Genomic DNA, 14,054 nt, shown 5'->3' with positions numbered 1-14,054 from the left:
GAAATTCATTGTTGTGCGCCGCACAAAGTAATTTGCCAGCACACCGTAGTGAAACAGCCGCCAAGCAATACACGGGTTTGCGGGTTGTTCGTGACGGGTGCCTGTCCCAGACCTTTTGTCCGGGCCCCTACTTGCAACGATTTCATCCCATTGCCGGGATGAGCATGCATTTCGACGGTATATACGCCACTTCGCATCTAGCGCAACCGACCGTTGAGAGCTATTGATTTGCAGGGACGCATCTTGAGCGGCTGCAATGGAGAAACGCTATGCTCATTCATCGACTTGCTACTTTGACGGGCCTTGCCGTCGTCACTCTGTTCCTGGCGGCGCCAGCCAACGCGCTGACCATGGCCGAGTGCAGCACCAAGTATAACGCGGCCAAGGACGCGGGGACACTCGCCGGGCAGACCTGGAACCAGTTCCGCAAGGCACAGTGCGGCACCGACGCCGCGGCCACGAAAGCCTCCGACACCAAGGCGGCAACGACAACGGCGACAAAGCCCGCCGCGACGACTGCCGCGGCCGACAGCACGGCCAAGGGGCTGACGGCCAAGGAATGCAGCACCAAATATCAGGCTGCCAAGGCCGCCGGTACGCTCAATGGCATGAAATGGGCCGACTTCCGCAAGGCGGAATGCGCCGCCGGCGCGTCCGCCGCGGCTGACACCAAGCCCGCGGCCAAGGCGACCACGACCGCCGCGGCTCCAGCCGCGACCGGCAAGAACCTCACCATGGCGGAATGCAGCACCAAGTACCAGGCCGCCAAGACGGCCAACACGCTGGGTGGCATGAAGTGGAACGACTTCCGCAAGAGCCAGTGCGGCGCCAGCGCGGCCGACGACGACACCGTGCCGGCTCCAAGCGAAGCCAATTACAGCAGCGAACCGGAAAAGCCGACCGCTGTCGCCCCCAAGGGCGTGACGTTCCCGAAGGCGATCTCGCAGAAGTTCGCCACCGAGACCCCGGCCAAGGGCCGTATGCATACATGCCTTGAGCAGTATTATGCCAACAAGGACGCCAACACGCTCGGCGGCCTGAAGTGGATCCAGAAGGGCGGCGGTTTCTACAGCCTCTGCAACGCCAAGCTCAAGAGCTGATCTCTTAGTCAAACCTTCCAGAAAAAGGCCCGCGCATCGCAAGGTGCGCGGGCCTTTTTGCTGGCGACTTGCGAAGCCATGTTCGCGCTGCAAGCAAGCGCCATCGAGGCGCTGCCAATCTCCTCCTGGGGGCTCCGGCAGAACAGAGCGGACGCGAAAGATCGCTGCGCTCATTCCAGCTTGGGTTCACATTCACGAAGGCGCGCGGCCATTTCCCTCAAGGGCAGGACAATCGCATAGGGCGTTCGCCCCGCTGCAACTCGGCCTCACCGAGCCACCCCTCCCGCACACCGGCGGGCGAGAGGAAATGCCAACCGCCGATGTCTCTGCCTTGAACGCTTGGGTTTCCTCTCCCCATGGAATTGGGGGACAGGTGGCCACGCGGGGCGGCCAGAGCGGGGTATGGCGCCGCCACAGGCGATTTGCCTGCCACAAGGGGCCGTCGTACCGGCTTTTGCCGCTCGCCTACGTTTGCAGGTGGTCGGCTCACCGACCTCCAAAACAGAAACGCCGCGGACAAGCCGCGGCGTTTGAAAGCGAGCGAGGTACCTGCCTCAGCCCAGCGGTTGCGGCTCCATGCCGCCTTCTGGTTCCGGCCCCTTCTTGCGGCGGCCACCCGACTTCGGCACGGCGGAGCCACGGCTCGGCGGCGTATCGTCGCCGAGGTCGCGTGCAGGCTTCTGGCCGGCGATCAACTGCTTGATCTCGTCGCCGGAGAGCGTCTCATATTCGAGCAGCCCCTGCGCCAGCGCGATCCATTCCTTCTTCTTCTTGGTCAGGATGGATTTCGCCGTCGAATAGGCTTCGTCGATCAACCGGCGCACTTCGGCGTCGATGATCTGCGCGGTCTCTTCCGAGACATTCTGCGTGCGCGCCACCGAATGGCCGAGGAACACTTCCTCCTGGTTGTCGCCATAGGCAACATGACCAAGCTTGTCGGAGAAGCCCCAGCGCGTCACCATGGCGCGCGCCAGCTTGGTTGCCTGCTCGATATCCGAGGAAGCGCCGGAAGTGATGTTCTCCTTGCCGAACTTGAACTCCTCGGCAACGCGGCCGCCCATCATGATGGCCAGGCGCGAGATCATGTACTTGTAGCTCATCGAATAGCGGTCGCCTTCCGGCAGCTGCATGACCATGCCGAGCGCACGACCGCGCGGAATGATCGTCGCCTTGTGCAGCGGATCGGCCGACGGCACGTTCAGCGCCAGGATGGCGTGGCCCGCCTCGTGATAGGCGGTGAGTTCCTTCTCTGCCTGGGTCATGGCCGACGAGCGACGCTCGGCGCCCATCATGATCTTGTCCTTGGCGTCCTCGAATTCGGCCATCGTGACCAGGCGCTTGTTGCGGCGAGCCGCCATCAGCGCGGATTCATTGACGAGGTTCATCAGGTCGGCGCCCGAGAAGCCCGGCGTGCCGCGCGCGATGACCTTGAGGTCGACGTTCGGCGCCAGCGGCACGTTTCGCACATGCACCTTGAGGATCTTTTCGCGGCCGACGATGTCGGGGTTCGGAACCACCACCTGGCGATCGAAGCGGCCTGGACGCAGCAGCGCCGGATCGAGCACATCGGGCCGGTTGGTGGCCGCGATCAGGATGATGCTCTCATTGGATTCGAAGCCGTCCATCTCGACCAGCAGCTGGTTCAGCGTCTGTTCGCGCTCGTCGTTGCCGCCGCCGAGGCCGGCACCGCGATGGCGGCCGACGGCGTCGATTTCGTCGATGAAGATGATGCAAGGCGCGTTCTTCTTGGCCTGGTCGAACATGTCGCGGACACGGCTGGCGCCGACGCCGACGAACATCTCGACAAAGTCCGAGCCGGAGATGGTGAAGAAGGGCACATTGGCCTCGCCGGCGACCGAGCGGGCGAGCAGCGTCTTGCCGGTTCCCGGAGGGCCGACAAGCAGCACGCCGCGCGGGATCTTGCCGCCAAGCCGCTGGAACTTCTGTGGGTCACGCAGGAACTCGACGATCTCCTCCAAGTCCTCCTTGGCCTCGTCGACACCCGCGACGTCCTGGAAGGTGACACGGCCGTGCGCCTCAGTCAGGAGCTTGGCCTTCGACTTGCCAAAGCCCATGGCGCGTCCGGAGCCGGATTGCATCTGGCGCATGAAGAATATCCACACGCCGAGGATGAGGATCATCGGCAACCACGAGATCAGGTAGCCGAACAGCGAATTGGAGCCGTCCGTCTCGGGCCGCGCAGTAATGGTGACGTTCTTGTCCTGCAGACGCGACACCAGCTGGGGATCGCCGGGCGAATAGGTCTGGAAACCGCTGGAATTGTCGCTGTAGGTGCCGGTGATGCGGGCGCCCGCAATGGTCACCGTCTTGACCCGGCCTGCCGCTACATCCTGAAGGAACTGCGAATAGGGCACATCGCTCGAGGCTCCACGCGTCTGCGGCGTCTGGAACAGATTGAACAAGGCTATGAGCAAGACCGCTATGATCGCCCAGAGCGCGAGGTTGCGATAGTTCGGATTCATCAATTGTCCCGTTGGCGTCCGCGGGCGGACACGTGTCATGAGAGGAAACTTGAGCCTAACATAGGGAGAGCGCCTCCCCTTGCCAAGCATAACAGCACGTCTCGGTTAAGCTTTCGCCCATGATCGGCCGTCACTGTGGCCACGGAAAGGCAAGGGCGGAACGGAGGCCGCACCGATCAGCCCCGCGATGGCGTGCGCCGGAGCCAAGTCGAAGGACGGCAGGAAGCGTGCGAAGGGCGCGACCACCGCCTGCGCCGCGAGCCCCGGCAGGGCCGGCCTGTCTCCCGGCAACCCAAGGCATTCGCCGTCTCGCCAAAGCGCGGGTTCGGCGGCGAGGGCAGCGTGCAGAAGGCGCGGCGGCCCATGATGCTCGGCCACCACGATCTTTCTCGCGGCCGTCATGCCGAGTGGGGCGATCAAGAATGCGCGGCTGGTTTCGTCCAACATGAGCCGCCGGCGCCCATCCCAGGGCGAATTGTCCGAAGCCGTGGCCGGCGGCGGCAGCCCCCTGGTCTCGCGCAGCAACCATGTGCCATCACCCCGCGCATCGATGACCGTCCGCGACAATGTGGCGCGAAAAGATCCCCCCTTCAGCCGGCTTAAAAGCGCCTCGCTGCGTGCCTGGTCAGGAAGGAAGGAAACGCCGCCTACAGTCGCCAGCAGGATGCGCAGCGCATAGACGGCCGCCCGGTCGTCGCCCGAGCTGGCAAAACCGCGATCCAGGCGGACGAGTCCGGGAGCTGGCCGCCCGGCAAGGCCATAGATCAGCGCGGCGGCCCGAAGCCCCAGTTGTGTGCGCTCGGCACCGGCGCGCGCGGCCAACGCCATCGCTTCGTGCAATGCAGCGCCATCGTCGGCAAGGATCGTTCGGATGCGCGGCCGCTCGAAGGTCTCGTCGACATTGGTCGGATCGTCGGCCCAGCCGACATCTTGGCGCCGCAGGACGTCGCGCAGTGTCGCGCGCCGCGTTTCCAGAAGCGGCCTCACGATCCAGCATCGCCAGTCATAAAGGGTTGCTGGCGCCATGCCCGCCAGCCCTCGCCCTGCATCGACAGCCGAGCCGTCTTCGTCCGCCGAAGCCTTCTCTCGTGCCAATCCCTTCTCTCGCGCTTGCCGCATCAACACGGTCTCCGCCTGGTCGTCGGCGGTGTGGCCGGTCAGTATCATGCCGATGCCTTCCGCTTGCGCGGCCTCGGCCAGCAGCCGGTAGCGCGCCTCGCGCGCGGCCGCGGGCAATCCGGTCGACGGCTTGCGGCCGGACCAGGTGAGCGTGCGGTGGGCGATGTTGCGCGCCGCGCAGAGCCTTGCCACGGCTAGCGCCTCCGCCGCCGAGGCTGGCCGCAGATTGTGGTCGATCGTCACCGCCAGCAGCTTTGTTGCCGGTGCGGTACGGTCGAGATGGTCTTTGATCAGGAGAAGGAGGGCGGTTGAATCGCTGCCGCCGGACACGGCAGCAACGGCGCCGCTGGTAAAATCGATCCGCGAAAACTTCGAAAGGTCTGGCTCGGTATCGAGCATCAATGCATGTCGTCCAAAACTGGCCCCGATGTTAGGGCGACGACACGCAGACTAGCACGCCGCGAGCGCCCGTTCCTGCTTCACGCGCTCCTTGAGCGTGGGCGATATGTCCGGATAGCGCTTGCCGATCTCGCTGAAGGTGGCGCAAGCCACATCATGTTGCTTGAGGCCAACCAGTGACACGCCGAGCTTGAGCAGCATGTCGGGTGCCTTCTTGGCCTTCGGATAGTCCTTGCTGGCGGCAAGGAACGTTTCGGCCGCATCGCGGTATTTTTGCTGGCCGAGCAGCGACTCGCCCAGCCAGTAATGCGCGTCCGCCGCTCTCGGATCCTTCGGAAAGCGGGTGATGTGATCGCGGAAGCCCTGCTCGGCGGTGCCGTAGTCGCCCGACAGGATGAACTGGTAGGAGTTGCGGTAAAGCTCCTCCGCGCTGTTGGTGGTGGGCAGCGCAGCAACCACCGTACCGTCCGATTTGCCGCTCTTGGCGCCGGGGGTAGCAGGAGCCCTATCCTGCGCCGGCGCGCTTGCCTGGGTATTGCCCTCGGCGCCGATGACGTTGCCGTTCTTGTCGACGGTGATGGCGCCAAGCGCCTTGGGCGGCGTCCCCTTTCCAGGGATGACGGCGCCGGGATCGCCGCTGGGCGATTCGACGATGACGTCCTCGATGGTCTGTCCGCCGCCCGATGCATTGCCTGCATCGGCCGGCGCCTGCGCCGCGGGAGCGGCCGCGACGTTCTGGTCGCTGTCGGTGGTGGTGGCGTCCGACTTCTTTTGCGGATCCATCTTCTTTCCCGGCGCCGGCTGGCCGCCTTGCGAACCGCCGCCTTCAAGCTGCTGGAAGCGGAACTCGTTGTCTTCCTGCTGCTTGCGGATTTGCTCCTGCATCTGCAGCACCTGGAAGTTGAGTTCCTCGATCTTGCCGTTCATTTGCCGCAACTGGTCTTCCAGTGCCGCGGTGCTGGCTGTCTGCGCGACCTGGACCTGCTCCGGCTGCTTCTTCTCGCCAAGGATGCCGGGCAGCTGGATCGTCGGCAGATGGAAGGAAAAGCCGCTGTCGGCTGGTTGCCCTGTGCCACTGGCCAGGGCGGTGGCGCCTGATAGGAGCAGCAGCGCAAGCGTGCCGCTCAAGACCGATCTGAAATGCATGTGCCTCTCGCCGTAGAATCGTTAGCCTGTTTGCGCCTTCCAACCAGAATAGGACCAGCCAAGCGCCCTCGGCTCATAGCAGGACGTGAGACTTCGGCCAAATTTTGTTTCGCAGGCCCAGGCAAGAAAAAGGCGGCCTCGCGGCCGCCTTTCTCATCGTCGTGTTGCATTTTTGCCGACTTTGGCGCCGCGCGGCCCGATTGACGTGCAAGCGACGCCGAAGCTTAGGAACCGGCGCCGCTGAGCGTGGTGACGGCGCGGCGGTTCTGCGACCAGCAGGAGATGTCGTCGCAGACCGCGACGGGACGTTCCTTGCCGTAGGAAATCGTCTTCAGCCGGTTGGCGCCGACACCCTTTGAAATCAGGAAGTCGCGCGTCGCCGCGGCGCGGCGGGCACCGAGCGCCAGATTGTACTCGCGGGTGCCGCGCTCGTCAGCATGGCCTTCGACGACGATGGCGTACTGCCTGTACTTGTTCAGCCACTGCGCCTGGCGGGCGAGTGTCTGCTGGGCATCGGCGCGGATCGCGGTCGAGTCGGTGTCGAAGAAGATGCGGTCGCCGATGTTGACGGTGAAGTCCTGCGCCGAGCCGGGCGTTGCCGCGCCGGCGCCGTTAAGGCCGAGATCGCCTGGGTTGTTCAGCGTCTTCTTCGATGCGCAACCGGTGATGGCGAGCATCGCCACGAGCGCGATCATGGCCGGGTTTCTGGTAAGTGCTGCGATACGGCCCATGCCGCCTCTCCTTCGCAATTCGAGTGAATTCATTGATCAGCCAGTAACCACGTTTGGGTTAACCGACGTTCAAGGAACGTGGTTAATATTCAGTTTCGGCTGCCGTCCGCAGCCGGTCCAATCTCGGTCACGCTTGGCGCGGACCGTAGGCGCAAATGCGGCCAAAACGCGACCAACACATGAAAAAGAGGCCCAAAAGGCCCCTTTTCCGAGCTCATTCCGTTTCCGTGAACCTATTCCAACAGCGGCGACCATGCCGGATCCGAGGCGTAATTGGCGGTTGGTATTGGTTGTTCATTGCGCCCGGTGAGATCGACCGAGACCAGTTTCGGCCCCCCACCGGCATCACGGAAGAACATCAGCACGCGACCGTTTGGCGCCCATGTCGGCCCTTCCTGCTGGAAGCCGGTGGACAGGATACGCTCGCCTGAACCGTCCGTCTTCATGACGCCAATCTGGAACTGACCGCCTGACTGCTTGGTGAAAGCGATCAGGTCGCCACGCGGTGACCAAACAGGGGTCGAATAGACGCCGTCGCCAAAGGAGATGCGGTGCTGGTTGGAGCCGTCCGCGCCCATGACATAGATCTGGGAGCGGCCGCTGCCGCCGCCACGGTCGGAGGTGAACACGATCTGCGAACCGTCAGGCGAATAAGACGGCGAGGTGTCGATTGCAATCGAATCGGTGAGCCTGGTCGTCGAGCGGCTTCTGAGGTCCATGGCGAAGATGTTGGAATTGCCGTCATCGCGCAGCAGGCTCATGATCACCTTCTGGCCATCGGGCGAGAAGCGCGGCGCGAAGGTCATGCCGGGAAAATTGCCGACCAATTCGCGCTGCCCGGTCTCGATCTGCAGGAGATAGACCCGCGGCTGCCCGCTTTCGTAGGACATATAGGTGATTTCCTGCCGGTTCGGCGAGAAACGCGGCGTCAGCACGATCGATCTGCCGTCCGAGAGGTAACGGACATTGGCGCCGTCCTGGTCCATGATGGCAAGACGCTTCTTGCGCGCGTTCTTGGCGCCGGATTCGTCGATGAAGACGACGCGCGTATCGAAATAGCCCTTCTCGCCGGTCAGCCTCTCATAGATGGCGTCGGCGATGATGTGGGCGACGCGACGCTGATTGGCATCATTGGCGAAGAACTGCTCCCCGGACATCTGCTGGCCGGCAAAGGTGTCCCAGAGCCGGTACTGCGCGCGTATGCGACCGTCGGCCTCCTTGCTGACGCTGCCGGTGACCAGCGCCTGCGCGTTGATGACCTTCCAGTCGTCGAAACGTGGAGCGGCATCGGGGTTGGTGATCTTTTCGATGAAGGCGCTCTTGTCGATCGGCGCGAACAGTCCCGAGCGCTTCAGGTCGGCCGTGACGATCTGGGATATCTGGGCGCCCAGCGTGTCGCCGCCCTTGAAGTCCGTGATGGCGATCGGCAAAGGTTCGACATTGCCCTTGTTGACATTGAGTTCGACGAGCGCGAGCGCCGGCAGACTGCCGGCCACGGTCATGCCCATCGCCATCGCTGCGACCATCAGGAGCGGCTTGAGGATTGATTTCATGTCTTCTCGCTTCTCATACTGATTTTCAGATGACAGGGCCCTAGAGGCCCAGCATCTCCCGTGGATCGAAGGTGACTTGAATGTCGGACCAGATGTCCTGCTTGCCGGCGGGAACCTGCAGGCCTGCCATATCGCACTTCTGCACCGCGCGAACGGCACTTTCGTCAAACGGGCGATTGCCGCTCGACTTCTGGATGGCTGGCCGCCCGGTAAGCTTGCCGGACGTGTCGAGGCTGAAGCGCACGACGACGACGAAATTCTCCGATCCTTCCATTCCGACCGGCAGAGTCCAGCAACCGCCCAACTGGCTTTCCAGGGCGCCCTGCTCCGACTTCGAAAGCTTCTGGCCCTGATCCTTGGCACCGCCGAGCGAAGCCTGCTGGGTCGACCGCTTGGCGCCGCCGCCGGACGGCTTCTGCTTGTCGAGAAGCGCCGAGATCTCATCGGCGTTGAACTGCTTGTCATCCGATTTCGGCTTGGACGACGCTTCCTTGACCGGCTTGTCGGCGTCCTTGCGATCCGGCGCCTTGGCGCTCTCGGCCTGTGCCGGCTGCGGCTTCGGCCGGGCTTCCGGCGCGGGCGCCGAGTCCGGAAGCTTCGTGGTCTCGGTGGGCGGATCCTGTGCTATCGCTTCGGCGACGGCATCGGGCTTGACCTCCGGCGTCGGCTGGATAGCGGCGGTCTTCTCGTCGGGCTGGGCTGGCGCCGGCTGCTTGGCCGGCGTCGGCTTGGGGTCCGTCTGCTTGACCGGCTCGGGCTTGACCTCTTCCTTCGGCTGCGGCGCCGGCGCCACTTCCGTTGCCGGAATGGGCTTGGGCTTTTCCTGCGGCTTCGGCACGTCCTCGGGCTTCGGCTTTTCGATAGGGGTCGGCGCGGGCGCCGGGGCCGATGTCGTGTCGACCGGCTTCGGCTTGGCCTCCGGCGTTATCGGCTTGTCGGTATCGACGCTGTTTTCGCCGACCTTCTGGGCATCGGGTACGATATCAGGACGCTGCGTCGGCAGCGGCGCCGGCTTTTCATGCATGACGGACTTCTTGTCGCCCTGCAGGGTCTGCGCAACGGCTTCCATCGGCACGATGTCGACCGAGACGGACTCGACATCGGCGGACGGAAGCGCAGCCGGCGCCGACAGCGTGAACAGGCCGAAGGCCAGCACCGCCGCATGCAAGATCACCGATGTGGTGAGGCCGGTCCTCATCTTGCGTCTATTGACCCTGTTCCTGCAGTGAAACCAGACCGATGTTCTTGTAGCCAGCCGCCGAAATGCGGGCCATGACCTTCATCACCGTGCCGTAGTCGGCGCTCTTGTCGCCGCGAATGAAAATGCGCTCCTCATAGCCGGTCTTGGAGATCGCCTGCAGTTTCGCCACGATGTCTTCGATCGGTATTTCGGTTTCCTGGAGATAGACCTGCCCGGCCTGATTCACCGAAACCGTGATCGGCTGCGTGTCGGCATTCATCGCCTTGGCCTGCGTATCCGGCAGGTCGATCGGCACGCCGACCGTCAGCATGGGAGCCGCGACCATGAAGATGATGAGCAGCACCAGCATCACGTCGACCATCGGCGTGACGTTGATTTCCGACATCAGCGCGTGGTGACGGCCGCGCCGCCTGTGGCCACGTCCGCCACGTCCACCGCCTGCGCCCAATGACATTCCCATGATCGTCCCTCAGGCCTTCGGCGCCACTTTTTCATCGATTTGGCGCGAGAGTATGGCGGAGAACTCGTCGGAGAACCCTTCCATGCGCACGGCGATCTTGCTCGCGTCCGATGACAGCTTGTTATAGGCGATGACGGCGGGGATGGCGGCGAGCAGGCCGATGGCCGTCGCCAGCAGCGCTTCGGCGATGCCGGGCGCGACCACCGCAAGGCTGGTGTTCTTAGATCCGGCGATCGCCTGGAACGAGGTCATGATGCCGATGACGGTGCCGAACAGCCCGATGAAGGGCGCTGCCGAGCCGGTGGTGGCGAGGAAACCCAGACGCCCCTCCAGCTTTTCCATCTCCCTGGTCAGCGCCAGGTCCATCGCCTTGTCGATGCGGGTCTGCAGGCCGAGCGGCGTTTTGGCGCCTTTCTCGAAGCTCTTCTTCCATTCGCGCATGGCGGCGACAAAGATCGCGCCCATGCCGGTGGTCTTGCGGTCGGCAAGCGTGCGGTAGAGTTCCTCCAGCGACTGCCCCGACCAGAACACCTGTTCGAAACGGTTGAGGGCCAGGCGCATGCGGGCGTAGGAAACCAGTTTGTCGACAATGATCGCCCAGGTCCATACCGAGGCGCAGAGCAGGCCGATCATGACCAGCTTGACCACCCAGCTGGCCTGCATGAACAGCGCCCAAATCGACAATTGCGCGCCCGGTTCGGCGAGTGCGATATTTTCCATGGTAACGTCCTTAAGATTTTCCGGGCCTGGCTGGCGACTGGCCCATGGGCATCCCTTGTGGTCCGTTCGCGTCAAGCTTGCGGAATAACCCCAAATGCACCGTTGGCGGCCTTTTCGGGGCAAATGTTGGTGAAAGGAAGGCGTTTGGATTCCGCCAATCTTCACCAATCTCTTCATGAACCGTTATGGTTAAGGATGGGTTAGTTCATGAGGCGCGGCGCATTGACGCGCCCGGCGACAGGGCTATCGCGGCTGTGACGCGTTCAGCCGACGCCAAACGCACGCCTTAGTGGCAAGACGAAGAGTTCTAGCTTGCCGCCTTGGGCATGAACGCTTTCACCCATTCCTTCGGAAAACGCCGGGGCCGGCCGTTCTCGCCGATGATCGCCGCCTGGACGCGCGCCTCGACCAGCACCTCGTCGCCGCGCTTCAGCTGCTGCGCCATGAGAATGCGGGCGCCGGAAATCTCCTCGGTGCGCGTGTCGATGGTCAGGATGTCGTCGATGACAGCCGATCCGCGGAAATCGATTTCCATGCGCCGCACCACCCAGACGATCTTTTCGCCGTGCTTGCCGTCGGCGAGTTCTGTGTGATGAACCCCGGTCAGCCGCAGATAGTCGGAACGGCCGCGTTCGAAGAATTCGAGATAGCGCGCATGGTAGACGACGCCCGAAAAATCCGTGTCCGCATAATAGACCCGCGCCAGCAGCCGATGGCCGAACTCCGTCAGGACGCCGGAAAGGCCTGCCGACAGCGTCGCCGATTCACCATGATCGCCCATAGCGCTTCCCTTTTTGATCCCGACGGGGCACCTAAGGCGCGGCGCGCTTTAGGCAACTGCTTTATGCGTGTCGTTGTCCCAAAACCGCTTCACACTTTTGGGCGACACGCACTAGTTTGGCGCGGAAACCCCGATGGCATTGTTGACGGCGATGATCAAGACCTTGATGGCCGCACTTCTGGTGCTGGCCGCTTTGGCGCTGCCCGGTCACGCGGCGACTTTTTCGATGAAGCGCGGCCTCAATCTCGACCAGTGGACGACCTGGGTGGGCGAGGAGCAGTGGAGCGATCCCAAGGCAATGCTGCCCTACCCGGAATGGCGCAAGTTCCTCAAGGATGAGGACCTCGAGGCGCTCAGGGATGCCGGCCTGGATTTCCTGCGAATGCCGGTCGACCCCTCGCCATTCCTCTCCGACAAGACGCTGGCGTTGCGCGACGACCTCTACGCCAGCGTGCTGGACTCGGTGCGCATGATCAACCGGGCCGGGCTGAAGGTGATCGTCGACATGCACCTGATCCCCGCGGGCGGCAGCCGCAAGATAGGCATGGGCGAGGTGATGAGCGACCCGCAAATCTTCGATGCCTATGTCGAGATGACCAGGAAGATGGCTCGCACCCTGGCCCAGGAAGATCCCACGCAGGTCGCCTTCGAACCGATGAACGAGCCGATCGTCGATTGCGAGTCCGACGGCACAAACCTCTGGCCGGAACGCCAGCAGAGACTGTTCGCGGCGGCGCGATCATCGGCGACCAGGTTGACCCTGATCCTGACCGGCGCCTGCTACTCCAGTTCGACCGCCCTGGCGAAGATCGATCCGAAGGCGATTCCCGACGACAACGTCATCTGGACCTTCCACTCCTACGATCCGTTCCTGCTCACCCATCAGGGCGCGACCTGGGCCGGTGATTTCATTCCTTACGTGACCGGCCTGCCCTACCCGCTCGGCGCGGTGCCGCGCGCCGAACTCGACGCCACGCTCGACACGATCCGCGCCCGCATCAAGGCCAAGGCGCCGTGGCTGCGGCAAAGCGGCTTGCTCGCCTATCTCGACGAACAGGTTGCCAGCTTGGACACGCCCGACAAGCTGCTGGCCCTGATGGACGCGCCGTTCGAGCGCGTCGAGGCGTGGGCCAAGGCCAACGGCATCAAGCCGGAAAACGTCACGCTCGGCGAATTCGGCATGATCCGCCAGGAATATGGCAACCCCTACGTGATGCCAGCCCAATATCGTGCGGCCTACGTCAAGGATATGATCAAGCGCGCCGAAGCGCACGGTTTCTCATGGTCGGTATGGGGCTATGGCGGCGCATTCGGTGTCGTCGATGCCTTCAACGGCGAGAGGGCCGAGCCAGATGTCATGAACGCGATCAAGGGGCTCCGCTGAGACTGTCCGCTCCCGGCAAGGTCAGCCAAGATCAATCGACAGGATTTCGGGGCGAACGCCGAAACGCACCGGCAATGTGCTGAAGCCCAGTCCGCCGGACACGATCAGGTTTCGACCTGACTCCACGACGTGCCCATACGCATAGCGGTTACCGAAACGGGACGGCACGATCGGCGAATAGCCGAAGATTCGCACTTGCCCTCCGTGGGTATGGCCGCAGAGGGTCAGCGAAACCCGGGACGGCACCTTCGGGAATATGTCCGGCTCATGCGCGAGCAGGATGACCGGCGACATATCGGTCACCTTTGCCATTGTGCCATCAAGGTCGTCCAGTCCCTTGACCCTGGTGCGGTATCTGCCAGGCAGCAGGGCCTTCTGATCGGCAAGTCCAGCGACCCAGAAGCCATGCCCGTCCTTTTCGAGACGCACGACATCATTTTCCAGCACCGGGATGCCAACCAGCTCGAGCGCGGCGCCCGCCACTGTCGGCCCAGTTCCTGTCGCCTGGGCTGTGGGGTCCTCCCACCAGTCGTGATTGCCCAGGACCGACCAGACGCCGAGCGGCGCTTTGAGACCCGCCAGGGCCGAGGCCCATTCAGGTGCCGCCACCGGCTCGGCCGTCAAACGCATGCCGGCGATGTAGTCGCCAAGCAGGACGATCACGTCCGGCTGCAACGCGTTCGCCTGTTCGGCAAGGGAAGCAATCCGCTCCGGCGTCATCCACGGCCGGCAGGCATGGATGTCGGCAAGCGCCACGATTCGCAGCCGCAATCCGGCCGGCCAGTTCGGCGGCTTCAGTGCGTAGCGCTTCACACGGGTCAGCAGCATCGGTTCGATGCCGATAGCATAGGCGCTGAACGAGGCGACGGAAAGAAATGACCCGCCGATAAAGCGCGGGAACCCGCGTCTGGTCATCATGGCTCGGCCCCAGCACTTATCAAATGAACCGTTTAACAACGCCCACGGTTAAAACCCAT

Annotated in this window: 12 protein-coding genes; 2 read left to right on the top strand and 10 right to left on the bottom strand. The window is 63.5% G+C overall.

Annotated elements, in window-relative coordinates; all coding sequences use genetic code 11:
* Positions 1 to 269: 269 nt before the first annotated feature.
* On the top strand, positions 270 to 1,100 hold the full coding sequence (locus ACO07C_RS19870) for a hypothetical protein (protein WP_421915864.1): 831 nt from the start codon (positions 270 to 272) through the stop codon (positions 1,098 to 1,100).
* A 554-nt stretch (positions 1,101 to 1,654) separates the two neighbouring features.
* On the opposite strand, the gene ftsH is transcribed toward ACO07C_RS19870, so the two are convergent.
* From ftsH to ybgC, 9 genes are all read right to left on the bottom strand, one after another.
* Complete coding sequence (gene ftsH, locus ACO07C_RS19865) at positions 1,655 to 3,583, bottom strand: ATP-dependent zinc metalloprotease FtsH (protein WP_421915863.1); 1,929 nt, start codon at positions 3,581 to 3,583, stop codon at positions 1,655 to 1,657.
* A 105-nt stretch (positions 3,584 to 3,688) separates the two neighbouring features.
* Complete coding sequence (gene tilS / locus ACO07C_RS19860; protein ID WP_421915862.1) at positions 3,689 to 5,101, bottom strand: tRNA lysidine(34) synthetase TilS; 1,413 nt, start codon at positions 5,099 to 5,101, stop codon at positions 3,689 to 3,691.
* Between the two features lie 51 nt (positions 5,102 to 5,152).
* Positions 5,153 to 6,247: a tol-pal system protein YbgF gene (gene ybgF, locus ACO07C_RS19855; RefSeq protein WP_421915861.1), complete on the bottom strand. Its 1,095-nt coding sequence runs from the start codon at positions 6,245 to 6,247 to the stop codon at positions 5,153 to 5,155.
* Positions 6,248 to 6,471: 224 nt separating this feature from the next.
* Positions 6,472 to 6,978 carry a peptidoglycan-associated lipoprotein Pal gene (gene pal / locus ACO07C_RS19850; RefSeq protein WP_421915860.1) on the bottom strand — a complete coding sequence of 169 codons (507 nt, stop codon included), beginning with the start codon at positions 6,976 to 6,978 and terminating at the stop codon, positions 6,472 to 6,474.
* A 233-nt stretch (positions 6,979 to 7,211) separates the two neighbouring features.
* A complete protein-coding gene (tolB, locus tag ACO07C_RS19845; protein WP_421917571.1) occupies positions 7,212 to 8,504 on the bottom strand; it encodes a Tol-Pal system beta propeller repeat protein TolB in 1,293 nt (430 codons plus the stop codon).
* Positions 8,505 to 8,571: 67 nt separating this feature from the next.
* Positions 8,572 to 9,729: a TonB family protein gene (locus ACO07C_RS19840; protein WP_421915859.1), complete on the bottom strand. Its 1,158-nt coding sequence runs from the start codon at positions 9,727 to 9,729 to the stop codon at positions 8,572 to 8,574.
* A 7-nt stretch (positions 9,730 to 9,736) separates the two neighbouring features.
* Positions 9,737 to 10,192, bottom strand: a complete 456-nt coding sequence (gene tolR, locus ACO07C_RS19835) for a protein TolR (RefSeq protein ID WP_421915858.1) — start codon at positions 10,190 to 10,192, stop codon at positions 9,737 to 9,739.
* Positions 10,193 to 10,201: 9 nt separating this feature from the next.
* Complete coding sequence (tolQ, locus tag ACO07C_RS19830) at positions 10,202 to 10,912, bottom strand: protein TolQ (protein WP_091578781.1); 711 nt, start codon at positions 10,910 to 10,912, stop codon at positions 10,202 to 10,204.
* 307 nt (positions 10,913 to 11,219) lie between these two features.
* Positions 11,220 to 11,693 (bottom strand): tol-pal system-associated acyl-CoA thioesterase, encoded by a 474-nt coding sequence (gene ybgC, locus ACO07C_RS19825; RefSeq protein ID WP_421915857.1) that lies wholly within the window; start codon positions 11,691 to 11,693, stop codon positions 11,220 to 11,222.
* A 133-nt stretch (positions 11,694 to 11,826) separates the two neighbouring features.
* On the opposite strand from ybgC, the gene ACO07C_RS19820 reads away from it, so the two are divergent.
* Positions 11,827 to 13,077 carry a glycoside hydrolase family 5 protein gene (locus ACO07C_RS19820; RefSeq protein ID WP_421915856.1) on the top strand — a complete coding sequence of 417 codons (1,251 nt, stop codon included), beginning with the start codon at positions 11,827 to 11,829 and terminating at the stop codon, positions 13,075 to 13,077.
* A 21-nt stretch (positions 13,078 to 13,098) separates the two neighbouring features.
* Here the strand turns inward: ACO07C_RS19820 and ACO07C_RS19815 are convergent, their stop codons facing one another.
* Positions 13,099 to 13,995 (bottom strand): metallophosphoesterase, encoded by an 897-nt coding sequence (locus tag ACO07C_RS19815; RefSeq protein WP_421915855.1) that lies wholly within the window; start codon positions 13,993 to 13,995, stop codon positions 13,099 to 13,101.
* Positions 13,996 to 14,054: the final 59 nt, after the last annotated feature.

The sequence above is a fragment of the Mesorhizobium sp. genome (assembly GCF_965229135.1).
In the GTDB taxonomy this organism is placed as follows: Bacteria; Pseudomonadota; Alphaproteobacteria; order Rhizobiales; family Rhizobiaceae; genus Mesorhizobium.
Note: the sequence above shows the minus strand (reverse complement) of the source record. Positions and strands in the feature narration are given on the sequence as shown.